The organism is Rhodococcus sp. H-CA8f (assembly GCF_002501585.1).
Classification (GTDB): Bacteria; Actinomycetota; Actinomycetes; order Mycobacteriales; family Mycobacteriaceae; genus Rhodococcus_F; species Rhodococcus_F erythropolis.
Genome location: NZ_CP023720.1, coordinates 543,743 through 567,369, shown reverse-complemented (window position 1 = coordinate 567,369; position 23,627 = coordinate 543,743). Strand labels below are relative to the sequence as shown.

Genomic DNA, 23,627 nt, shown 5'->3' with positions numbered 1-23,627 from the left:
TAGGTACCTGCAATGACAACAACAACTCGAGCGGTAGCCGCACCGGCTTTGGTCCTCACAGCCGCCGCGGCAGCGCAGTTCCTGGTGGCCTTCGACATGTCGGTCATCAACGTCGCGCTGCCAGACATCCAGGAATCGCTGAACTTTTCCGACGCCGGGTTGTCCTGGGTCGTCAACGCGTACGCCCTCGCCTTCGGTGGACTGCTGCTTCTCGGCGGTCGTCTGTGCGACGTGATGGGCACTCGTCGAGTTCTGGTTTCCGGGCTTCTGCTGTTCGCCCTCGTCAGCATCGTCGGCACCTTCTCCGTGTCCGCCGAAATGCTTGTCGGAGCTCGGGCGCTTCAAGGCGTCGGCGCTGCACTGATCGCGCCAGCCGGGCTCGCCGCCCTCAGTCAGGCCTTTCCCACCGGACGCGCCAGAGCCAAGGCATTCGGCATCGGCGCAATGTCGTCAGCACTGGGCGGCGCACTCGGTGTCGTCCTGAGCGGCATTTTGACCGAAGGGCTCAGTTGGCGATGGGTGATGTTCGCCGGCGCACCGGTGGCCCTGATCGCCGCGGTCGCAGGTGCCCGTGGCCTGCCGGCCGGCCAAGCCGCCAGAGGTGGCTCCCTCGATCTCCCCGGAGCCATCTTGGCGACGGCCGGAATCACCGCCCTAGTCGGCACAGTGATCGGCACGGAATCACATTCCTGGACTTCGGGTTACGTGGTGGGTGGATTCGCACTCACGGTCGTCCTGCTGACTGCCTTTGTCGTAGTCGAAAGCCGCTGCGCCACACCACTGGTACGACTGTCCACCCTGCTTCGACCCCGAATCGGACTGGCCAACGCCATCATGTGCCTGGTGTGTGCGGCCCAGTTCAGCGCGTTCTTCTTCGTCTCACTCTTCCTGCAACGCGGGCTGTGCTATTCACCGACCACCACCGGTCTGGCTTTCCTGCCTTTCTGCTTCGGCCTGGTGATCGGCATCCTCGCGTCCACCAAACTCCTTCCGCGCTACGGAGTTCGACCGCTGCTCGTAGTCGGAACAGCAGTCGCCGCAATCGGGACTTTCATGTTTTCGACCATGAACCTCGACAGTCCCTTCTGGGCCGTCATCCTGGTGCCTTCGCTTCTGGCAAGCATCGGCATCGGTCTGTCGTTCATGCCGCTCAGTAACGTCGCCACCGCCGACGCTCCCCCCGAAGAAGTCGGCATGGCATCAGGGCTACTGAGCACATCGCGTCAGATCGGCGGTTCACTCGGACTAGCCGTTCTCGTGAGCGTCGCCGCTTCCTCGACGGCGCACTCGGACAGCGCACCGACCGAAGCACTGGTTTCCGGATACTCCCAAGCCCTCTTCGTCTGCTCCGGCCTACTGCTGGCCGGCACCCTCCTGTCCTTCTTCTTCCCACGAATGGATCGTTGACCTCAGATGTTCACCACCCGAACCGCATTCGGCATCGTCTCGGCGCTTCTCCTCACCGTTGCCGGCGCAAGCGCGTGCAGCAGCTCCGCCGAGTCCGAAACCGCTTCTGCAACTCGCTCCGTCACACACGAACTCGGCACCGTCGAAGTTCCGGCCTCACCGCAGCGCATTCTCGCGCTCGACGAGTACGCGGGGCTGAGTGCACTCGCACTCGGCGTGAAGCCCACCGTCGTCTACAGCACCCTGCGATCGGACGTCGCCAAGTCGATTCTGCGGGAGCAGGGCGTCGAAGTTCTCGACAAGCCGACTTTCTTCGCCAACCCCGCAGTCGAAGAGATCGCGTCCGTCGAACCCGATGAGATCCTGATGAGCAATGCCGGTCCGCTACCGAGCCTGTTCGCGCAGATCAATTCCGTGGCGCCAACCTTGGTCCTCCCGTACTCGGCGCCGTGGCGTGACGTGCTCGAACAAGCTGGGGCACAGCTCGATCGAGGCAGCGAAGCAACCGCCATGATCGGAAAGCTGGAATCCGGCCTCGAAGACGTCAAGTCCGCGGCTGCCGGCCAGAGCCTTGCGATCCTTCTCGGCTACAGCGGAAACCTGTTCACCGTGCCACCGACCACTCCCATCTCCACACTGGTCACCGAGGCCGGATTCACCAGGCCTGCATCGGAAGTCAACGCGACCAACAATCAAGACACCGGCACGATTTCGCCCGTCTCACCTGAACTTCTACCCGAGCATGCGGCGCAGACCGTCGCCGTACTTTCCGGGCAGCAGTACGACGCATCCATCGTGCGAAACACTCCACTGTTCGACAACCTGACACCCGATCCGGCGCACGCATTGAACGTCAGCGGCGATCTCTGGTTCGGCAGCCATCCTTTTGCCATCTACTGGATCATCCAGGATCTGGACGGCATCGCACATGGCAAGGGGCAGAACAGCATCGGAACCCTCGACAGCGCTGACGCACGATGGGCGGCGTTCAGCGCGCTCTGACGTCCTGACGGAAGGTCAGCGGAGAAACACCCACCCGGGTGGCGAAGAATTTTGTGAAGTTCGCAGAATCGTCGAACCCCAGCTTCGACGCCACCTGGGTGACCGTGTCCGTGCCGAAAGACAGCAGACGTTTCGCTTCGAGCACCACACGCTGATCGATGTACTGCTTTGCCGTCATTCCGGCAGCAGCTCGGGTAGCCCGCAATACAGTCTTCTCGGAGTACCCGATCTTGTTGGCGTACTCCGAAACCGAACGGACCGTGGCGAAGTCACGTTCGACAACGGCATGAAACCTTTCGAACACGTCATTGTGTGCCAGCACGGAACTCTGTTCCTGTCCACCGAGGTGGGTCAGTTTCAACAGAATTGCTGTCAACGTGTGCCGCAGAATGGCAGCGCGAACGACCGGCGCAGAAGTATCCGGACAACCGTAGTTCAAGTTCAGGTGTTTCATACCCGTGCTGATGGTCTCGAGGTTCTCGCCGGACAACTGCCACGCTGCCTGCCGACTGTGAGCGTTCCCGTCCAACAACTGCTGGCTGACGGCATCGAGCGACGAGGGTGTGAACAGAACGACCATCGCCTCGAAATCCTGGATTCGCCCCCACTGTTGCACCTGCCCCGGTCTGACCCAGAACACGGTCCCCGGACTCACCGCGTAGTTGACGAAGTCGATGGTGTGTAGCGCCGAACCCTCGGTCACCAGCGCGAGTAAGTGAAACTGCGGGCGTTGGGGGCCGACGAACTCTGCACTACCCCCGTTGATGCGAATGGTGTCCAGGCTGAGTACTTCGATCTCGGTCGCGTCAGCCACCGAAGACGCGTACCCGACGTCCCGGACGGGTACTTGTCTGTTTTTCACTAGTTCGGGACTCATCTTCACCGTGACCGAATACCCGAATGCGACATACCGTCAGAGTATCAATCAGTTCGCGCTCGGATAGGAATCAACAGTGCAATCGACAGGCTCGAAAACAGCAGGCACGACGCAACTCACCTACGTCTTCGACGCCTATTGCGGGTGGTGTTTCGGCTTCGGCCCTGCGTTGACGGAGTTCGTCCGTCAAAATGCCGATTCCATCAACTTATCCGTGGTCAGCGGCGGGCTGTTCACCGGTGAACGCGTCGCACCCATGTCTTCGGCTCCGTACCTGAAATCAGCCAACGCCACCATCGCAGCCCAGACCGGCGCCGCTTTCGGTGACGGATATTCACAACTGGTGTCTGACGGGCGGTTCGTCATGGATTCGACGGATGCTGCGATCGGACTCGCCGCGCTTCGCACACAAGATCCGACTCGCGCACTCGACATCGCGGAGGCCATGCAGACCGCGTTCTACCGAGACGGTCGCAGCCTCTCCGATCCCGAGACCTACCGCGCCATAGCGAAATCGCTCGGGCTCGACCCATCTGCCGCAGTGTCTTCCCTGTTCACCGCAGATTCGAAGGACGCCGCCCGCGCCGATTTCGTCCGGGCACGCAGGCTCGGCGCCACTTCGTTTCCGACGCTGCTGTTCCACGGGAGCGACGGGTCCGTCGTGAAATTCGGTTCTCCGACCAGTACAGCGGCCGATCTCACCCGCGACCTGAAGACGTGCGTGCGGGCGTATGCGGTGGCTTGACCCACCCACTTTCCGAGCGAAAGGTACGTTCAGCGCCTTCAGTACGCCGAACGTACCTTTCGCTCAGCGTGACTTCACCCAAATCACTCCGGCCCCCCTTCTGGTTTGATGAACACCGAACGAATCGCACCAAAGGGGAACGACAGTGGTTTCAGATCCGATCACGGGCCTGGAGATGGAACTTGCCGACATGTGGCAACGAGGACGCGCCCAGGCGCGCACCTATGCGCGTGCAATTCATCCCAAACTCGATCCGGCGCTCTACCCGGTTCTTGTCATCCTGAACCGTTCCGATGCCGTGCGGATGTCCGACCTGATCTCCACGCTCGATATCGAGAAGTCCACCCTAACCAGGCAAATTGATGCCGCAGCTCGGCTCGGCCTGGTGGAACGGATCCCCGACCCCGACGACGCTCGCGCGAAGCTGGTGACCCTGACCCCTGAGGCTCGGACGAAGCTCACGACGATCCGCAATCATCAGATCGATCGTTGGCGCGCCCGACTCGCAAAATGGGAAACTGACGACATCACCACGCTGACGGCCTTGCTGCACCGACTGGGCAGTTCCGAGGACTGACAACAAAGTAGTTGTGCAGTGCAACCAACTTGATCTATAGTTGCAAATATCAACTATTCGAGGGGGTGGCCGTGATCACTCACGACAGTGCCGAGGCAATCCTCGACAACCTTCGCGCCCTAGTCCGGCGCCACCGCGAGGTTTCGTCGACCGGCTCACGCCAACTGTCCCCCGGCATGTTGCCGGACCCACTGGGCGCCCTCCTCTCGCAGTTGTCGGCCGCAGATTCCACGAGATCGACGGATCTGGCGGAAAAGTTGAGAGTGACAGTCTCGACGCTGAGCAGACAGATCACACACGCCGAATCTTGTGGATACATTCAGCGGCGACCGGACCCGGACGACGGACGGGCATCGCTCCTGTCCTTGACTCCACTCGGCGTCCAGACCCTGGTCTTCCATCGTCGCGCCCAGGCGCAGCGACTCATCGACCATCTCGACGGATGGACCGAAGAGGACGCCGTCGACGTCGCATGTGCACTCGATCGACTACGACGCTCGACCTGCCCAGAGTCCCACGCGGCGCACTGACCGACGCTGCACGATCAGATCGAATCATTCTCCGATGCAAGGACATTCATGAGTTCTTTCACGTCTACCGACGTTCCACCATCTCAGTCATCGACCGATGCGCCGATGACCCACAAGCAGAAGATCGAGGCACTTGTCGGGCTCCTACTCGGCATGTTCGTCGCATTCCTGTCGTCGACGATCGTCTCGAATGCACTCCCCACCATCATCACCGAACTACACGGCACCCAGGATCAGTACACCTGGGTCGTGACGGCAACGCTGTTGGCTTCCACCGCAACAACTCCCATTTGGGGCAAGTTCTCGGATCTGGTGAGTAAGAAGCTGTTGGTCCAGCTGTCCATCACGCTGTTCACGATCGGCTCGATCCTTGCGGGCATGTCGCAATCGGTCGGCATGCTGATCGGTTTCCGCGCTGTTCAGGGACTGGGCCTCGGCGGATTGCAAGCCCTCGTGATCATCGTGATCGCGGCGATGTTCAGCCCGCGTGAGCGTGGTCGATACCAGGGACCGATCGCAGCCGTCATGTCCGTCGCGACAGTCGCCGGCCCGCTGATCGGCGGCCTGATCGTGGACACTAGTTGGCTCGGCTGGCGCTGGACGTTCTTCGTCGGCGTGCCGCTGGCAGTCATCGCATTGATCGTCGTGCAGCGTACGTTGAACCTCCCGATCGTCAAGAAGGACGTCAGCATCGACTACGTCGGTGCAACCCTCATTGCCGCCGGTGTCAGCACTCTTTTGATCTGGGTCACTTTGGCAGGTAAGAACTTCGAGTGGGCTTCTGCGATGTCGTTCTTCCTCGTCGGACTCGGCGTGGTGCTGCTCGCCGCAGCGCTGTGGGTGGAAAGCAAGGTCAAGGAACCCATCATTCCGCTCCGCCTCTTCCGAGATCGGACTACCACGCTGGCGACGCTGGCAAGCATCGCCGTCGGCGTCGCAATGTTCGGCGGAGCAGTGTTCTTGGGTCAGTACTTCCAGATTGCCCGCGGCTACTCTCCCACTGCCGCAGGTCTTCTGACACTGCCCATGGTGATCGGTTCCATGCTCTCCGCCGGCCTGTCCGGGGCAATGATCACGAAGTTCGGGCGCTGGAAGGGCTTCCTGATCGCCGGTGCCGTCGCAATGTCGGCAGGCTTCTTCCTCCTATCGACCATCGATCACGCGACGCCGATGTTCTGGGTCGGACTGTTCCTCTTCGTGCTCGGCGCCGGGATGGGCATGGTGATGCAGAATCTTGTTCTCGCAGTTCAGAACACCGTCGCGCCTAGCGATCTCGGCACCGCAAGTTCGACGGTCTCGTTCTTCCGCTCACTCGGCGGCGCGGCAGGCGTGTCCGTCCTCGGCGCAGTGCTCTCCACTCACGTTGCAGATCTGACGACCAAGGGCCTCAGCGCAATCGGGGTCGATCTGAGTGCCTCCGGAGGGTCCGGCGCAGGGCTGTCGAACCTCAACGAACTACCCGAAGCGATCCAGGATGTGGTCCGCGCTGCGTACGGCGATGCCACCGCACGGGTCTTCCTCATCGCCGGAATCCTGGCTCTGTTGAGTCTGATCGCGATCGCCTTCATCAGGGAGAAGGCGCTTCGGACGGAAAGTGGTGACGAGCAACTCCTGGCGAAGATCGCCGTTCCCGGTGAGATCGATTCCGACACCGTCGATGCCGAACTTGCGCTTCTGACCGAAGGTGACGACGAGTTTCAACGACGCAAGTAGCACCCACAAACAGTTCCGCGTACCGTCCGGGTGATTCCGGCGGTACGCGGAACTGTATGGGCAGCTGGGTGAGTCAGGTCGCAGCGATCACACCTGCGACCGGGATCCGGCCGAGAACTGCAACCCGGAAGTCCACCATCGCGCGTTCCACGTGATTGGCGCTCGAAACCACAACCACGCCCGTTGCTCCTCGATCGGCGAGAATCCGCGCAGAGTTGAGCGCGTTCTCCACCGTGGACCACGACGTTCCTTCTTCGGTGATCCGGCCCGGGTCGACGCCGTTGGCGACGAGCCACTCGCGCATCGCCCTGGCTTCCGTCACTCCGGCCTTCGGGGCCCCACCGCTCGTGATGATCGGAGACTGCGGGTACTGACGAGCCAGCTGCAGCGCCGCCTGAAGTCGGTCGACCAGCATCGGACGCATCGTGCCGTCGTCGAAGAGGCCGGCGCCCAAGACGACGATGTTGGTACCCACCGGGTTGAGGTCGAGCAGCACGGGCGACTGGCGCGTCAGCGTCTCAGCACTCGTGCACGCAAGGATGAGAGACCGCACCGGCGTCTGGCAGCCGCCGACAGTCGACAAGATACCGTTGACGACCGTGGTCGGTGTGATGTCGGCGCTCGCTGTCGCCGGCGAAAGGCCCACGCCAGCTGCGGCGATCACCGAAGCAGCGATCAATCCCTTCGTCACAGACCTGCGAACATTTGCCATGTAGCCGAACCCCCAGATTGTCGGTTGTCCAGCACACGGTAGCGAACATTTCGCCACGGTTGCATCATTTGACTCAAATTTACTGTTCACTGACCGTCACACAGACTAAACATAAATATTGGGCAACAATTCGGGTTCGAAACCGTCATCTACCAGCATCTCGTATCGACGCGCCCGCCGCATTACCTATCTGAGCAGCAGAGTCACCGAGAAGGTTGACAACGCGGAACGGCAACAATTCGTTGTCACAGATCACGATGTTGCATCCAGGTGTTTCCGCCCCGTCCCGTCCAAGGTGTCGAAGATCAATTCAGGGTTCGCGAAACCGACAAGCTCTGCCGGGTCTCGACGGGCGGACCACCCGAACCGTGTGTGGGTGACCCGACATACGGCGCCTGGCCATGTCTCCCCACCCGATCGCCAGCCCTCCGGCTCGTTCACCGAGAACCACAGACGCATCACGTTTGGGAAGAGTCCGCCTCCATACCGATTGCGCGACGCGCTCCCAGCGCCATGGTGACTTGCACAAGATCCTTCGGAGACGACAGGTCAAGTCCCGTCAGGGAACTCGCCTTTCGCAGGCGGTACACCACTGTGTTCGGATGTACGTGTAGCTGCCGGGCGGTGGCGGCTCGATCGAATCCGGAGTCGATGAAAGATTCGAGCGTCTCGAGTACCGCGCTATCGGACTCCAACGGCAACAACACATCTGCGAGTATCGGCAGCGCAGCGCTGAAGCGGGTCAGTTGATACTCCACTGCTAGATCCTCGAGACGGACGACCCCACTGGTGCGTCCGTACTTTCGGGCAACGTTCAGCACCTCGCGCGCCTGCGTGACCGCCGCTGGAATTGCCGTGGGCGCCGCGACGTGTACAGCGGCAACCGTCGATGCACCGATGACCTTCTCGAGATCACCCAAACGTCGACACAATGACAAATACTGCGGACTCGACGCCCAGTTTCCCTCTGCGGGTTCCGATTCCACAATGGGAATCAGTACGGCTCCGCCGCTGCTCCCGAGCACCCCGAGGGCTTTGTCACGTCCCACCTGATCGAGCTCTCGTTGCAGGTGGCGCACCTTCCTCCGCTCCGCGACGGCAGTGTCCACCTCGGTCGAGGACTCGTCGTCATTCCGCTCGACGTGCAGCGCCACCACCCAGTACAGGCGCGCCAACCTGATTCCCACCTCGTCGGAGACGCGATCCACGTCGACACCCGTCGAAAGTGCTACGAACAGGGACCTTCGCGCCGAATCCTCGTCCGTCTGGGTGGCGTGGTCGGAACCGTAGCCGGCAAGAACCGCGGACGTGGAGGCCGCGGTGTATGCATTCAGGAGTCGTCCGGTGCGAGCAAGCGCAACTCCGTCTTCCGGAACCGCCCATTCGCTGATCGTCTCCCACCACAGCCCTGCACCCAGGTGATACGCCCGCAACACCTCGCCGAGCGGGACCAATTCCTGGGCTCGCTGCCGGGCTGACTCACTGATGTCGGCGAGCGTCTCGGGCGCCAGCTCGGCACCCGTTCGCAGCATCGAGATGAACAGTTCCAGATTGCGCCTCACGATGGTCGTCACGTCGTTACGCAACGCCTCGTCCGGAAGCAACCGGTAGAAGGTGACGTCGCGGTGGACCAGATCGACCGTCGCATTGACCAGCGGATGGGTGCGTTGCGCCAATCGGTCGGCTAGAGATCTGCCGCCAACCACTATCGGTTCGAACGGCAGATCTTTGTTTCCTGACACAAAACCCTCCACAGAATTGAATTGCCACCACAAGGCCGACCTGCCTTTTTCCTATCACTATGTAACCCACGCCACTCTCGAATTCACAATCAGCGGCGTACCTGGAAGTCCCACCTTCGACCAAATAGGAGCCTCGAGTGACGTGGAAAACGCACAGCGCAGCCATTCTGGCAGGCGTCGTGGCTGCCGGTTCGATCGCGGCACTCGGGGCCGGTGTGTCACATGCCGAAACGCATGCCAGCCCCATCCAATACGTCGCTCTCGGCGATTCCGCGGCGGCCGGCCCGCTGGTCACCGAACAAGATTCATCGGCGCCGGGCTGCCTACGATCACTAGGCAACTACCCTTCCGTGGTGGCGCAAAGGCTCGACGCTCACCTCACGGATGTGACCTGCTCGTCGGCGCGATCCGCCAACGTCACGGACACCGCACAATCGACGTTCTCCGGTCAAGTACCGCCGCAGGAAACAGCATTGGGGCCCGATACCGACCTCGTCACCATCACAATCGGCGCCAACGACATCTCGTTGTTCCCGACAGTTCTGAGCTGCGTAAACCCGCTCCCCGAACCCACCGGAACGTCCTGCCGTGACAAGTTCACCGCAGGCGGCGTCGATCAACAGCGACAGTTGGTCGAAAATGCCTCCGCAGGTTGGAGTTCCATGCTCGAATCGGTTCGCGACCGAGCGCCCTCGGCGCGCATCGTCGTGATCGGATACGGAACATACATCGCCGCCGACGGATGCCCCGGCACCCAGCCGTTCTGGCCGCGCGACGCCGACTATCTCCAGAGTGTGATCGACTACGGCAACACGGTCATGGCAGCAACGGCGGCCCGTCACGGCGTCGAGTACATCGACATCACCGAAGCCACTGCCGGGCATGACATCTGCACTGACCCTGCCACTGCTTACTACACCGGAATCGTCCCTACCCAGCCGGCGGTTCCACTGCATCCCACTGCGGCCGGGATGCAGGCGATCGGCAAAACCGTCGCCGACGCTCTGTCCTGAGCCTCTCCCCCAACACAATTCATTCAGCACTCGCGAAAAGGGTGGAACAATCATGTCAATTCAACGAGACGCTCCGCCGCTGCCGTCCATCGACGGCGCCCCTGTCGGAACACGCGACAAACTTCTGGGCGGCACACTCGTCGCACTGTTTCTCGCAAACATGCTCAACTTCTTCGACCGGGCGATCCCCTCGGTCGTTGCCGAGCCGATCAAGAACGAGTTTTCGCTCAGCGACTTGCAATTGGGATTGATCACCTCTGCATTCACCCTCGTCTACGCAGTCGCAGGGCTGCCTCTGGGCCGGTTGGCCGACACGAAGAACCGTCCCAAGATCATCGGGATCGGACTCCTGGTGTGGAGCGGACTGACGGCAGCAACCGGTGCCGCCGGCAGCTATGTGCTGTTCATCCTCGCACGTCTAGGCGTCGGTGTGGGCGAAGCGACCTTCACACCTGCAGCCAACTCGATGATCGGTGATATCTACCCGGCAGAACGACGCTCACGCGCACTTGGTGTCTTCATGCTCGGTTTGCCGATTGGCCTCATGCTCGCCTACTTCACCGTCGGCAAGATCGCCGAGGCATTCGACAGCTGGCGTGCACCGTTCTTCCTCGCGGCGATTCCCGGTGTCCTGCTGGCAGTCGTGCTCTACCGCATGGCAGATCCGGTTCGTGGAGGTTCCGAAAGTCCGGAGGCCCGCGCAGCCGCTGTTTCACAGGCACCGATCACCCGTCCGATCCGTCGTCTGCTCGCAATTCCCACGCTTCGTTGGCTCATCCTTGCCGGACTGACGTTCAACTTCGCCGCCTACGCAGTGAATTCGTTTGTCGTCCCGCTTCTGATGCGCCAGTACCACCTGAAACTGACTGCTGCGGCATCGGTCACCGGCATCATCGTCGGAATCACGGGCCTCATCGGATTGCTTCTCGGCGCTCGCTACGCTGACAAGGCCAGCGCACGCTCACCGCGCGCACGGTTGATGATCGGTGTCAGAACCTCGGCATTGGCAGCACCTTTGACGGCACTGGCACTGTTGCAGCACGGCGGGAACGTCGTGATGTTCACGCTCTTGTTCTCGGCCGGGTGGTTGTTGGCCTACGGCTTCTACATCAGCGTCTACCCTGCCATTCACGACGTCGTGGTTCCCAGGCTCCGAGGCACTGCGACGGCGTTGTTCTTCGCTGCCATGTATCTTCTCGGCGGATTCTCGGGACCAGTTGCCGTGGGCGCGATTTCGGACTGGTTCGCCAAGCGTGCGCTTGCCGATGCCGGTACCGGGAAGTTGGCTCAGTACGCCGGCGACGGGTTGAACTCGGCCATGTATCTCGTGCCGATCATGTTGGCGCTCACTGCGGTATTCATCTACCTGGCCACTCGCACTGTCGGCAAGGACGCCGCGCGTATGCAAGCGGAGCTGAGCCAGGCCTGACCCAGGAGTTCACGGCGGTGGCGGGGCCCCGAGGCCCCGCCACCGCCGAGTTCAGTTGACCGTGATCGCCAGAGTTGCGAGCATGGACCGCAACATGTCCGGCAAGCGAGCGATCATTCTCTGCTCGGTTATCCGAACGGAGACGGGCGCTGCCAGCGTCGCTCGCCACAGTTCCGGTTGATTGTTCATCAGGTTGTTGTAGACCGGGAGCAGCTGACCGTTGATGTAGGTCCAACGACCGTCCCGGTCCGCCCAGTTGAAGTCCGGAAGCGGTGTTTGCACAACGGCATTGCCCACCGCGAACGAGAGCGGGTTCGACTCACGCGGCGGTACGACGCCAGGCATGGACGGTGATGCGGCGAAGGTGGTCAGGTAGGTCAACGAGCGACCGACGCTGCCGCGGTAGGCCTTCGCCTCGTCCCACTGATCACCCACCGACTGGTACTGCTCACGGCGCAGCAGACGCACATTGCCGTCGAAGACCGACTCCGGTGTCCCCGAAGCAATGTTGTCCCACGCGATACGGGCGTTCTCGTCGAGCAGCCCTGCCCGATCGAGTTCGGCGATGCCGTCGACACCGTCGTGAACCCACGCCATGTGCATGGGAATCAGATCCGAGAAGATGTGTTTGCTCATCGCAATCACTTTCCCCTGGAACCACATCACGTCCTCGGGGCGGATGTCGTGGCCGACCTGGAGCAGCGCCGCAACGTCCTCGGGTGCTCCCATCGACGTTGCGACCGGCGACCCGATGCGGTCGATCTCTCGCCACACCAGTGCCATCGCTTCGCTGATCGCTTGGACTTCCAGCACAACCCGCCCGTAGTCCAAGTCGAGGAGTCCACCGGCAAAAGCGGGCCCGACCATTCCGCCCATGCCTGCCCACTGCAGTTCTTGATGCTCGAGCTGCAGTCGCTCGTAGAACTGGAAAGTGTTGGTGAGGTTTCCGAGATTCGCGTGCACACCGTCGAAGGGAGTCCACGAAGCGAGATCGATACCTGCCGACTCCGTCCCGACTGCGAGCCAGTACTGCTTGAGCAGTGTCTGATAGCGGTGCGGAGCCACTCCCGATGCTCGGGCGGTATCGACCAAACTCCGCAGCGTCGCGGAATCCGACGGCAGTGAAGGATGCAGACCCCCCGCGGCTTCGGCGTTTGCGTTCACCGCTTCCAGGTCGAGGTACCTGTCGAGTTCACCAGTACCCGCAGACGCCCGGCCTCCCAGTACGACCGCACCGCCGATGCCTGCCGAAGCGACGAGAACTGTGCGCGCGAAATCCCTGCGTGTCAAAGACTTCCGCATACTCATTTCCCTTCGGCTTCGTCGAACGTCTTCGCCAGCCAGGCGATGTCCTGCATACCCAGCTGATCGGTCACCGTCTTGTACAGGTTGGTCACGTAATCGAGCGGCCCGCACTGCGACGGGAGCAGGTCCACGTCGCCGCCGTCTGCTCGATATGTCTGCGCCAATTGCTCTGCCTCACTGAAGGGAACGAGGAAGTCGTCCTCACAGGAAGAAATCAGAAGCTTCGAGGCCGGCGCCTGCTTTCCCAACGTGTTGTCCGCGTAGGCCGCGGCCAGTGCCGGGATCGTTCGGGGCGCCGGGTTGGTGAGCAGGACGTCGAAGGGAACGAACGGGAGTCCGAGGTAGAGCGCCTGGCAGGACGCGCGGAATGCTGCGGCGACGTTGTGACCGATCGGAGTGAGATGTTCGTCGAGCCGAACGCCGGGGTAGCCCGCGTCGAATCCGAGAATGCTCGAGAAGACGAAGCCGGAACCGATCCCACCGGCCGCCGTCTCCTCGAATGTTGCCGGGTCGATCATCATCGCCTGGATGGCGCTGGCCTGTACGTTCAGTTCCGGCGCGTAGTCATGCGCCTGTTCTGCGGCAAAGCCCGCTGCGACACCGCCGCCGGCGACACCGTAGATGCCGACAGGGGTGTCTGATTCGAGACCGGCGTCCGGAAGCGCGAGTGCTGCCCGAACGCCGTCGAGCGTTGCCTTGCCCGAGAACTGTCCGATCGAGAACGGATGGGGAGCAGTGTCGCCGTCGTTGCCGACGTCGCTCATCATCACTGCCCAGCCGTGACCGAACATCTGGGCCACCGGGCCGAGCGCCGAGAACATCGCCGGGTCGCTCTGATTGCCGCCGGTCCACTGGTGACTTGGTGCGCAGTTCGCCCCCAGGCTGTCGTTCGCTTCGGCGTATCCGATGATCTTGCGATCGCCTGGCGCAGTTCCGTCCTCGGGAATCATCAGAATTCCGGTACTGATCACCTGGCGACCGAAGTGATCAGTGGTTGTGTACATGAGTTGGTGAGCCGAGACCACGTCCGGGCGGACCTGGTAGACCTGAACACTGACCGGACGCGCTTTGAGAAGAGTTCCGGGGGCGGTGCCGGGCTCGATTTCGGGCTCGTCGAACCACGGATCGTCGGACGAGAGCCCGAGTGGCGTCAATTCGGTAGAGATATCAGCGCCTTGAAGTGCCTTCACGACCAACGGGTTGAACACGTCGGCCAGGTCGACGGTCTCCTGCGCACCAGCCGGCGACCCCACCGCAAACAAGGCCACTGCCAGGGCCGATGCCGTTCCGGCGCGCCATGACCACCGTCGCCACGTCGAGTCAAACATCGTTCACAGGTTCCTTACTTTCGGGTAATGAGCACCCCTACACTCCCATTCACCTGCATTAACAGACAAGTCGGGCACCGATCCGTTGGCCGAAAACCTCGATCGGGCTTAGGCTGACGGCACCTGTCCGGCAAGTCTGGCGTGGGAGGTCTGTCTGTGAGTGCTCCGACCCGTGTATCGCGAGCTACCGGCGATTCACCTCGCGCTCGACCGCGGCCGTCCAATATCACGTGCAAAATTCTGATGGCCGTGACGGGACTGATCTTCGCCGCTTTCGTGCTCGTCCACATGATCGGAAACCTGAAGGTCTACACCGGGGCCGATCACTTCGACGACTACGCACACTGGCTACGCACAGTGTTCGAACCCTTCCTGCCATACGAGGGACTTCTGTGGATTCTTCGCATCGTCTTGCTCGCGTCATTGGTCGCACACGTCTGGTGCGCCTGGTTGCTCACCGTCCGTGGCCGCCGAGCTCGAGGGAAGTTTCGACGTAAAGGCTTGGGAATCAAGTCCTTTACCGCGCGCACAATGCCCGTCACCGGAGCAGTGCTGCTGCTGTTCGTCATCTTCCACATACTCGACCTCACGACCGGAACCCGACCCATCGGCAGCGCCGAGTACGAAGCAGCCACGCGCACGCAGAGTTACGCATACGACAACCTGATCGCCAGCTTCGAGCGTCCACTGGTGGCGTCGTTCTACATCGTCGCGATGGCTCTGCTGGCAATGCATCTCGCGCACGGACTCTGGAGTGCGGTCAACGATCTCGGCGTGACCGGCCAACGGCTGCGCCAGATTGCCGTTGCACTCTCCGGAATCTTTGCGCTCGTCGTGATGGTCGGAAACATGTCGATCCCCATCGCGGTGATGACCGGCGTCATCTCGAAGACAGGAGCGTCATAAGTGAACAGCTTCGAACTCGACGATCTGCGCAGCATCGGGACGCCGGTGGACGGTAAGGTCCCAGCCGGCGATCCGGAGACAGCCTGGCCCACTCGCAAACTCGACTACAAGCTCGTCAGCCCGCTCAACCGGCGCAAGTTCACGGTCATCGTCGTCGGTACCGGACTCGCCGGCGCGGCCTGCGCCGCCTCACTTGGTGAACTGGGCTACCACGTCGAATCCTTCACCTTCCACGATGCACCGCGCCGTGCACACAGCGTCGCCGCGCAGGGCGGCATCAACGCCGCTCGTGCCCGAAAGGTGGACAACGACAGTCTCGCCCGCTTCGTGAAGGACACCGTCAAGGGCGGCGATTTCCGCGGCCGCGAGGCCGACTGCTTCCGACTCGCAGAGGAATCCGTACGCGTCATCGATCACATGAATGCCATCGGAGCACCGTTCGCCCGTGAGTACGGCGGCACTCTCGCTACCCGATCCTTCGGCGGCGTACAGGTGTCGCGCACGTACTACACGCGCGGGCAGACAGGCCAGCAGTTGCAGATAGCGTCGTCGCAGGCACTGCAACGTCAGATCGCAGCCGGAACGGTCAACCTCCACACCCGAACCGAGATGCTCGATCTCATCGTTTCGGACGGCCGAGCGCAAGGGATCGTCACACGCGATCTCGTGACCGGTGAGATCGGCGCCACCACAGGCCATGCCGTCGTACTGGCCTCCGGTGGGTACGGCACCGTGTTCCACAAGTCCACACTTGCGAAGAACTCCAACGCCACCGCCGCATGGCGAGCGCACCGACGCGGCGCGCTGATTGCCTCACCCTCGTTCATCCAATTCCATCCGACGGCACTTCCCGTCAACTCCGAGTGGCAGTCGAAAACCATTCTGATGAGCGAATCACTACGCAACGACGGCCGGATCTGGGTACCGGCCAAGCCCGGAGACGATCGCGAACCAGGCGACATTCCCGAAAATGAGCGCGACTACTACCTCGAGCGCAAATATCCGGCGTTCGGGAACCTCTCTCCCCGCGACGTCTCTTCACGGGCCGCCCGCGAGCAAATCGACTCCGGTCACGGCGTCGGCCCTCTGAAAAACAGTGTGTACCTTGATTTCCGCGACGCATTGGCACGGCTCGGCCGCAAGACCATCGAGGAGAGATACGGAAATCTGTTCTCGATGTATCGCGACGCCACCAGCGAAGACCCCTATACGGTGCCGATGCGCATCGCCCCCGGAGCCCACTTCACCATGGGAGGACTGTGGAACGACTACGACCAGATGACTTCCATCCCCGGCTTGTTCGTCGGTGGTGAGGCAGGGTGGGGATACCACGGGGCCAACCGCCTCGGTGCCAATTCGCTGCTTTCGGCCTGCGTCGACGGCTGGTTCACCCTCCCGTACGCGATTCCGAATTATCTTGCGCCGCTACTCGGATCAGCACCTCTCGAACTTTCCGATCCCGCCGTGACGTCGACGCTCAGTGACGTGAGCGGTCGGGTGGACCTGCTGCTCTCGGTCGGCGGAACACACGGCCCCGACAGGTTTCATCGACAACTGGGCGAGATCCTCTATGCGGGTTGCGGTGTCACCCGAACGGCCGAAGGCTTGACCAAGGCCATCTCCGAAATCCGAGCATTACGAGGCGATTTCTGGTCGAACCTACGAGTCGCCGGCAGCGGAAACCAGTTCAACCAGGAGCTGGAAAGGGCCGGCAGGGTAGCCGATTTCCTCGAACTCGCCGAACTGATGTGCGTCGACGCTCTCGATCGTGACGAGTCCTGTGGAGCCCACTTTCGTGCCGAACATCAGACTCCCGACGGCGAAGCGCAGCGAAACGATCAGGACTGGTGCTTCGTCTCCGCGTGGGAAACCGCCAAGGACGGCAGACACATTCGACACGACGAGCCGTTGTCCTTCACCGCTGTTCCACTGCAGACGAGGAACTACGTATGAAAATCACCGTGGACGTGTGGCGCCAATCCGGACCGGACTCGTCCGGTGCTTTCGACACCTACCAAGTAAACGACGCGACAGTGGAGATGTCACTGCTGGAACTTCTCGACCGACTCAACGACCAACTCGTGGAGAGCGGCAACGAACCCATCGCCTTCGATTCCGACTGCCGAGAAGGGATCTGTGGGTCCTGCGGCATCACGGTCGACGACGTTCCCCATGGGCCGGTTGCGAACACTCCCACGTGCCGTCAGCACCTGCGCAGCTTCTCCGACGGTGACCGAATCAAACTGGAACCGTTCCGCTCCGCCGCTTTTCCGGTGGTCCGCGACCTCGTGGTCGATCGTTCGGCTCTCGACCGGGTCCTCGAAGCCGGTGGCTATGTATCGGTCAATGCGGGAACTGCACCGGACGCGGACAGTCAGCCACTCTCGCATCAAAGTGCCGAAGCTGCACTGGACTTCGCCGCGTGCATCGGCTGCGGCGCTTGCGTGGCAGCCTGCCCCAACGGTGCCGCGCACCTCTTCACCGGGTCCAAACTGACCCACCTGTCCCTCGTCACGCAGGGCCGCAACGAACGTGGCAAGCGGGCCCGAGCGATGTCGCACCAGATGGAGGCCGATTTCGGGCCGTGCTCGACCTACGGTGAATGTGCAGAGGTGTGTCCCGCGGAGATACCGCTGACCGCGATTGCCGCTGTCAACAAGGAATCGATGCGATTCGGATTGCGGCGCAAGGACAACTGATCGTCACCAGGCGCCGATCAGCTTCATCCACGCGCCGCCGATGATCGTCCAGATCAGGATGATCACGACGCTCATCACGAAACCGATTCGGAACCATTCCGAGGTCTTGATGTATCCGGAACCGTAGATCACTCCGGCCGGACCGGAAGCGTAGTGCGAGATACCGCCGAACAGGCTGCCGATGAAGCCGAATACCAGGGCCGAGAACAGCGGCGGTGCACCGGTTGCCACCGCCGCGCCGAGAAACACCGCGTACATCGCGACGATCTGCGCGGTGTTCGACGCAAACAGATAGTGCGCGTAGAAGTACACCAAGGTCAGGATCGCAAAAGCCCAGATCCACGGCAAACCGTCGACACTCGAGGAGACCTGGGTTCCGATCCACGAGATCACGCCGAGTTCTTCGAGATGGCTTGCCATACCGACCAGCACGGCAAAGAACACGAGCGTCTGCCACGCCCCGGTGTCGTGGACCAGGTTGTTCCACGTCAGCACCTTGGTCACCAACAGGATGCCGATTCCGACAAATGCTGTTGTAGTGGCATTGACGTTGAGCTGCGAGCCCAGGCACCAGAGCACCAGCAGCAGAACAAAGGTGGCGGCCATGATCTTCTCGTTGCGGCTGATCGGACCTGCCTTGCGCAGTTCCTCCCTGGCTTGCTCGGGCGCTTTCGGAGTCTTCAACATCGTGGGCGGGAAGATCTTCGACATCACCCACGGGATCGCGATGAGACTTGCAATTCCCGGAACCGATGCTGCCAGCGCCCATTTGCCCCACGAGATGTCGATGCCGATCTTGGCCGCCGCATCGACGGCGACGGGGTTACCCGCCATGGCGGTAATGAACATCGCGGAGGTCACGACGTTGACTTGCAGCGACGTGAGCAGCAGATATGCTCCGAGCTTCTTGCGAGAGTCCTCGGGCTCGGGATTGGAGTCCTCCAACTTGCTCAGTGAGACGATGATCGGATAGACGACGCCACCGGCGCGGGCGGTGTTCGACGGTGTCGCCGGAGCAAGTATCAAGTCCGTCAACGCCATTCCGTACGACAATCCGAGGCTCGACTTGCCGAGTTTGGTCACGAACATGAGTGCAACCCGTTTGCCGAGCCCCGTGACCAGAAAGCCCTCGGCGATGAAGAACGACGCGACGATCAGCCAGATCGTGGTGTTACTGAAGCCGGACAACGCTTCTGTCGGCGTCTCCGTCTGGGTGATCATGGCGATCGACAGGCCCACCAGCGCCACCGAACCCGTCGGCAGTGGTTGCAAAATCAACGCCACGATGGTGCCGACGAAGATTCCGAGCATGTGCATGCCCTTGGGGTCCACACCGTCCGGAACCGGCATGAAATAGATGATCAAGCCGAGGATGACGGGCACCGCAGCCGGGTAGTACCGCCTGAGCACCGATTGTTTCGACGGCTCCGTCGGCGGTGTGTTGGCCGGCGGTGTCTTTGCCGGCGGTGTCGTTCCAGCGAGAGACTCGGTGCTTTCGGATTTGGCCTCGGACATGTACATCTCCTCGACTTCTCGCCCCAGGTGATCGCCCCAGATCATTGTCCCCCAAACGTCCGGTTTTCGTGCGGTCAATCGAAGGTCGAGAGAATGCCCTCCTGCGGTATCCGATTCTCTGGATTCCGCAGGAGGGCTCATCCCGGGGCGCAGACAGCGGCCCGGGGCGCGACACATCTCCCTCATAAGGGTGCGCCAATCGATCAACAGGAGGCGCCGGCGTGCCGCAAGCTTGAATCTCGGAGAGACCCTGTTTCGGTGTTGTTTCAGCATGCCAATCGGCGCTCGTCTGCACATGGGTCGAATGGCCTGTTCAACTACCTGTTTCCGCTCAGCACCGAGTACACCGACGTTTTGTATCGGTCCGCAAAACAGGTATGTAACCGGGTAATTGAGCCGTTGTCGGCAAGCGTGTGAGACCGCGAATCTAGTCACGCCTCCGAACTGAAATCTGGAGACGAGGCCTTCACAGTCTGTCCACCTCAATCACATTTCAGCACTGACGATTTCGTCTACCGCGACATGCAGCAGAACACTCGAGCCGCACGCCGAGCCGAGATCCCTGTCCCGTCAGACCGATCAAGGAAAATATCATGGGAAACCACCGGAAAAACAAACGTTCACACACCAAACGATTCGTCACGATAGCCGCAGGAGCAGGCGTTCTGACAATTGGCGGTGCAATCGTCAACACCGGCGTAGCCAGTGCGCACGACTGGTCGCAGGTGGCCATGTGCGAGAGTTCCGGCGACTGGAACATCAACACCGGCAACGGCTTCTACGGCGGACTTCAATTCACGCAGTCGACGTGGGATGCATTCAAACCGGCAGGTGCACCGGCTCGCGCCGACTTGGCGTCGACAGCCGATCAAGTCGCGGCCGCGGAAGCAACCCTCTCAGCTCAAGGCATCGGCGCGTGGCCGGTATGTGGCGCTTACCTAGGTTGGGGCGGCACCACCCCTGATTCGACAACCTCGGCTCGATCGTCGGTAGGTTCAGCGGGCGACACGGTGACAGTCTCCGAGGGCGATACGTTGTTCAACCTTGCTGCTGCGAAAGGTATTCGTTGGCAGGATGTTTGGGTCATGAATGCGTGGATTGCCGATCCCGACCAGATCCGTGTGGGTGATGTGATCCGATTCTGAAGCAAATCGGCCGACAAAGTAGACCCTCGAATCGAGAACGTCGGTATCGGGCCGCCGACTGGTTGCGCCATCTATTGTCGGGAATGTGACGGAATCCGACGCCCACGAAGACTCGACTGAACCGACGACGGCTGATCACCCGAGAAAACGTCCACTGTGGCGTGAGATTCTCATCCTCGTTGTCGTCGCACTTGTCCTGAGTGTTGTCATCCAGAACTTCGTCGGACGCATATTTCTGATCCCGTCGGAGTCCATGGAACCGACGCTTCACGGATGCACCGGCTGCACGGGAGACAAGATTTTCGTCGACAGAATCAGCTATAGATTCGGGGATCCACAGCCTGGGGATGTGGTCGTGTTCAAGGGACCCGAATCCTGGAACGACGAGTATCAATCCATTCGATCGGACAACTCGGTGGTCCGGGCACTTCAAGGACTCGGATCCATGGTCGGTTTGGTCCCGCCGGACGAGAACGATCTCGTGAAGCGGGTAGTCGCGGCCGGTGGGCAAACCGTGCAGTGCCTGTCCGAGGAAGAGGGTCTTCGAGTGAATGACAAGCCGCTGACCGAGCCGTACATCGACAATCGCATCTCAGGTAACGGTATCCCCTGTCAGGGAATATATTTCGGGCCGGTCACGGTTCCCGACGGGAACCTGTGGGTGATGGGTGACAATCGCGGCGACTCCAAAGACTCACGATTCCATCTCGATGACGAACTGAGCGGAACGGTTCCGATCGACAATGTCATCGGCAAGGTTCAATTGATCGTCCTTCCCTTCTCCCGGTTGGGAACTGTGAGCTCGTTCGATCCGCAGTGACAAATCGAATCAGCCAGGTAGCCCGCATCTTCGGACGGCGCAGTCGACATGACTCCGCTTTCGGACGATCATCGAGCACATCTGTTGCCGAGAGTAGGAGAACCACATGCGTACACGACGCATCACCGCCAATCTCAAAGTCGCCGATGTCGGAGCCTCCAAGAGTTTCTACTCCGACTATCTCGGCCTGAGCACCGAAGAGTTCAACATGGGGTGGGTCGCTCGCTACACCTCTCCCGACTCCGGCGCGAACGTACAACTCGTCACGCACGACGCCACTGCAGCCGAGGACTCGGTCATCTCCGTCCACACGGACGACGTCGACGGCGCCTACGAAGAGGCCCGAAGACTCGGCTACGAAATCGTGCACCCCATTACGACCGAAGAGTGGGGTGTTCGCCGATTCCTCGTCCGGGCACCCGACGGCAACGTCGTCAACATCGTGCGACACCGGGACTGAGCACTGGAAAGACTCCATTCGACGTTTTAGGTCATTTGACCTAGAATTGGGTGCATGACCGATTCATTGCAGTATTCAGCCGACGGCCCCATCCTCGTGGCAGGCGGATACGGAACCGTAGGCAGCGCCCTGACCGCCTTGCTCGCCCCCGACTTCCCACTACTCCTCACCGGACGCACCCCCGAGCGCGGCAACGAACTGGCCAGTCGTCACGGCGCTTCCGTCCGCCGCTGGGACCTCCTCGACCCGACGCCCTTCGACGCGTCCGTACGCGCGGTCGTGTCGACGGTCAACGATCCCCACGATCGTGTTCTGTCCGCCGCCGTCGAGGCCGGAATTCCCTACGTGGACATCACCCGCTGGACAACCCGCGTCGCTCGCGCCGCCACTCTGGCGGGTCAGAAGTCGCCGAGCGCACCGGTGTACCTGTCGTCTGGATGGATGGGCGGAGTCACCAATATCGTCGCCGCAGCGCTGGCCGAGGAACTGGGTGGCGCGAGCACGATCGACGTCTCGATTCGCTACGACGTCAACGACATTGCCGGGCTCGACTCCGTCGACTTCATTGATCGCCTCGGCCAGGATTTCGAGGTGATGCAGCAAGGAAACCCGATCACCGTCAGCCCGTTGACGGATACACGCTGGGTCGACTTCCCCGGATCGCGCACCAAGGTCGGAAGAATCGACACTCCGGAACAATTCACGTTCCCCATGACCCTGGGCGCCGAAACTGCCAGCACTCGAATAGGTTTCAGTTCGCATGCATCCACAACTGCGCTGCTCGCCGCCAAGAAGGTGGGTCTGTTCCGTTGGGGTCGCGGCGACCGCTTCACACCGCTACGACGCGGACTCCTGTACTCGCCTGGCAAGGGCGGGAGTGCGCAAGTACGCATCGACGTCACCGGCCCGAGCGGCACGACAAGCGCAACAATCGTCGACCCGCAGGGCCAAGCTCACCTCACCGCGGTGGGCGGCGCACTTGCCGTCAGACAAGCCTTGGCCGACGATGCCCAGCCTGGAGTCGCTTTCCCCGAGTCGCTTCCGAACCCGCGCCGCACCGTCTCCGAGTTGGAGAGCTTCGGGGTGGCAGTATTGCGGGCATGACCCCCTCCAAGGGCGCCGCCCGCGCGGAAGCACTTCTCGACGCAGCAGAACAGGTCCTCGCCACGCAGGGCAATGCCAACTCGGCGATGCGCGATTTCGCAGCCGCAGCCGGAGTGCGGGTGGGGCACCTGCAGCACTACTACCCCACCCGTGCAGATCTCATCCGCGCAGTCATGTCACGGGCATTGACCCGCTCACTGGATCGTCTTGCCGTCGTCACGGATACGGATCAGAGTCTTTCCCGTGAGGAATCCGAACACTTCATCGGAGTCCTGCTCGGAGAACAGGACGACCAGGCCACGGTGCGTCTGTACGTCGAAGTATGGGCCATTGCGGCGGCGGACCAAGAAGTGGCGGTCGTGGTTCGAGACTTCTACGCGCAGTACATCGCACACGTAGAGCGCGCTGTTACGTGTGCACAACCGGATCTGGATGCGGCGGACCTGGGCGCGGCAGCGCAGACCATCGTGAGCCTGCTCGAGGGTTCCGCAATTCTCCGATCGGGAATCACCGGCCGAAAGTCCGAGGCTTCGGACCGAAAGCTCGTGGACACACTGCAGTACCTGATTCACGGGTCCTGACTCGGACGTATCGTAAA

The 23,627-nt window shown here is 61.5% G+C and carries 22 protein-coding genes; 16 read left to right on the top strand and 6 right to left on the bottom strand.

What is annotated here, in order from left to right; genetic code table 11:
• Positions 1-12: 12 nt before the first annotated feature.
• Entirely contained in the window at positions 13-1,407 is a 1,395-nt protein-coding gene (locus CPI83_RS02625; protein WP_097386732.1) for an MFS transporter, read from the top strand.
• 6 nt (positions 1,408-1,413) lie between these two features.
• Positions 1,414-2,409, top strand: coding sequence for an ABC transporter substrate-binding protein (locus CPI83_RS02620; protein ID WP_097386731.1), 996 nt, complete (start codon positions 1,414-1,416; stop codon positions 2,407-2,409).
• Here CPI83_RS02620 and CPI83_RS02615 read toward each other — a convergent pair.
• A complete protein-coding gene (locus CPI83_RS02615; protein WP_019745729.1) occupies positions 2,396-3,223 on the bottom strand; it encodes an AraC family transcriptional regulator in 828 nt (275 codons plus the stop codon). The two genes, CPI83_RS02620 and CPI83_RS02615, sit on opposite strands and share 14 nt — an antisense overlap.
• A 139-nt stretch (positions 3,224-3,362) precedes the next feature.
• On the opposite strand from CPI83_RS02615, the gene CPI83_RS02610 reads away from it, so the two are divergent.
• The 4 genes from CPI83_RS02610 (at position 3,363) to CPI83_RS02595 (ending at position 6,851) form a co-directional block, all read left to right on the top strand.
• The gene (locus CPI83_RS02610; RefSeq protein ID WP_080909804.1) at positions 3,363-4,031 is read left to right on the top strand and encodes a DsbA family protein; all 669 of its coding nucleotides are present in this window, start codon (positions 3,363-3,365) and stop codon (positions 4,029-4,031) included.
• A gap of 145 nt (positions 4,032-4,176) precedes the next feature.
• Positions 4,177-4,608, top strand: a complete 432-nt coding sequence (locus CPI83_RS02605) for a MarR family transcriptional regulator (protein ID WP_019745731.1) — start codon at positions 4,177-4,179, stop codon at positions 4,606-4,608.
• Positions 4,609-4,679: 71 nt separating this feature from the next.
• Positions 4,680-5,138 carry a MarR family transcriptional regulator gene (locus CPI83_RS02600; RefSeq protein WP_020971103.1) on the top strand — a complete coding sequence of 153 codons (459 nt, stop codon included), beginning with the start codon at positions 4,680-4,682 and terminating at the stop codon, positions 5,136-5,138.
• Positions 5,139-5,243: 105 nt separating this feature from the next.
• Positions 5,244-6,851, top strand: coding sequence for a DHA2 family efflux MFS transporter permease subunit (locus tag CPI83_RS02595; RefSeq protein ID WP_097386730.1), 1,608 nt, complete (start codon positions 5,244-5,246; stop codon positions 6,849-6,851).
• Positions 6,852-6,924: 73 nt separating this feature from the next.
• Here CPI83_RS02595 and CPI83_RS02590 read toward each other — a convergent pair whose 3' ends face one another.
• Both CPI83_RS02590 and CPI83_RS02585 read right to left on the bottom strand, forming a co-directional pair.
• Positions 6,925-7,653, bottom strand: a complete 729-nt coding sequence (locus tag CPI83_RS02590; protein WP_029256486.1) for a YdcF family protein — start codon at positions 7,651-7,653, stop codon at positions 6,925-6,927.
• A gap of 368 nt (positions 7,654-8,021) precedes the next feature.
• A complete protein-coding gene (locus CPI83_RS02585) occupies positions 8,022-9,305 on the bottom strand; it encodes a PucR family transcriptional regulator (protein ID WP_097388114.1) in 1,284 nt (427 codons plus the stop codon).
• Between the two features lie 137 nt (positions 9,306-9,442).
• Between CPI83_RS02585 and CPI83_RS02580 the strand changes: the two genes are divergently transcribed.
• Positions 9,443-10,318: an SGNH/GDSL hydrolase family protein gene (locus CPI83_RS02580; protein ID WP_097386729.1), complete on the top strand. Its 876-nt coding sequence runs from the start codon at positions 9,443-9,445 to the stop codon at positions 10,316-10,318.
• A gap of 52 nt (positions 10,319-10,370) precedes the next feature.
• The gene (locus CPI83_RS02575) at positions 10,371-11,747 is read left to right on the top strand and encodes an MFS transporter (RefSeq protein WP_097386728.1); all 1,377 of its coding nucleotides are present in this window, start codon (positions 10,371-10,373) and stop codon (positions 11,745-11,747) included.
• A gap of 51 nt (positions 11,748-11,798) precedes the next feature.
• Here CPI83_RS02575 and CPI83_RS02570 read toward each other — a convergent pair whose 3' ends face one another.
• Positions 11,799-13,049 (bottom strand): Tat pathway signal protein, encoded by a 1,251-nt coding sequence (locus CPI83_RS02570; protein ID WP_225989586.1) that lies wholly within the window; start codon positions 13,047-13,049, stop codon positions 11,799-11,801.
• A 2-nt stretch (positions 13,050-13,051) separates the two neighbouring features.
• On the bottom strand, positions 13,052-14,380 hold the full coding sequence (locus tag CPI83_RS02565) for a lipase family protein (protein ID WP_097386727.1): 1,329 nt from the start codon (positions 14,378-14,380) through the stop codon (positions 13,052-13,054).
• Positions 14,381-14,536: 156 nt separating this feature from the next.
• Here CPI83_RS02565 and CPI83_RS02560 point away from each other — a divergent pair, with 156 nt between their 5' ends.
• From CPI83_RS02560 to CPI83_RS02550, 3 genes are read left to right on the top strand one after another with little or no spacing between them, the layout of a single operon-like run.
• Entirely contained in the window at positions 14,537-15,286 is a 750-nt protein-coding gene (locus CPI83_RS02560; RefSeq protein WP_041816310.1) for a succinate dehydrogenase cytochrome b subunit, read from the top strand.
• Entirely contained in the window at positions 15,287-17,239 is a 1,953-nt protein-coding gene (locus tag CPI83_RS02555) for a fumarate reductase/succinate dehydrogenase flavoprotein subunit (RefSeq protein ID WP_021331731.1), read from the top strand.
• The gene (locus CPI83_RS02550) at positions 17,236-17,985 is read left to right on the top strand and encodes a succinate dehydrogenase/fumarate reductase iron-sulfur subunit (RefSeq protein ID WP_020909463.1); all 750 of its coding nucleotides are present in this window, start codon (positions 17,236-17,238) and stop codon (positions 17,983-17,985) included. Before CPI83_RS02555 ends, CPI83_RS02550 begins: the two co-directional genes overlap by 4 nt.
• Positions 17,986-17,988: 3 nt before the next feature.
• Here the strand turns inward: CPI83_RS02550 and CPI83_RS02545 are convergent, their stop codons facing one another.
• Positions 17,989-19,500 (bottom strand): anion permease, encoded by a 1,512-nt coding sequence (locus CPI83_RS02545; protein ID WP_047889067.1) that lies wholly within the window; start codon positions 19,498-19,500, stop codon positions 17,989-17,991.
• 593 nt (positions 19,501-20,093) lie between these two features.
• Here CPI83_RS02545 and CPI83_RS31290 point away from each other — a divergent pair.
• From CPI83_RS31290 to CPI83_RS02520, 5 genes are all read left to right on the top strand, one after another.
• On the top strand, positions 20,094-20,645 hold the full coding sequence (locus tag CPI83_RS31290) for a transglycosylase family protein (protein ID WP_097386726.1): 552 nt from the start codon (positions 20,094-20,096) through the stop codon (positions 20,643-20,645).
• Between the two features lie 85 nt (positions 20,646-20,730).
• Positions 20,731-21,465 (top strand): signal peptidase I, encoded by a 735-nt coding sequence (gene lepB, locus CPI83_RS02535; RefSeq protein WP_097386725.1) that lies wholly within the window; start codon positions 20,731-20,733, stop codon positions 21,463-21,465.
• A gap of 106 nt (positions 21,466-21,571) precedes the next feature.
• Positions 21,572-21,925, top strand: coding sequence for a VOC family protein (locus CPI83_RS02530; protein WP_070795526.1), 354 nt, complete (start codon positions 21,572-21,574; stop codon positions 21,923-21,925).
• A 54-nt stretch (positions 21,926-21,979) separates the two neighbouring features.
• Positions 21,980-23,029: a saccharopine dehydrogenase gene (locus CPI83_RS02525; RefSeq protein WP_046379465.1), complete on the top strand. Its 1,050-nt coding sequence runs from the start codon at positions 21,980-21,982 to the stop codon at positions 23,027-23,029.
• The gene (locus tag CPI83_RS02520) at positions 23,026-23,610 is read left to right on the top strand and encodes a TetR/AcrR family transcriptional regulator (protein ID WP_097386724.1); all 585 of its coding nucleotides are present in this window, start codon (positions 23,026-23,028) and stop codon (positions 23,608-23,610) included. The genes CPI83_RS02525 and CPI83_RS02520 overlap by 4 nt, the downstream gene beginning before the upstream one ends.
• Positions 23,611-23,627 lie beyond the last annotated feature (17 nt).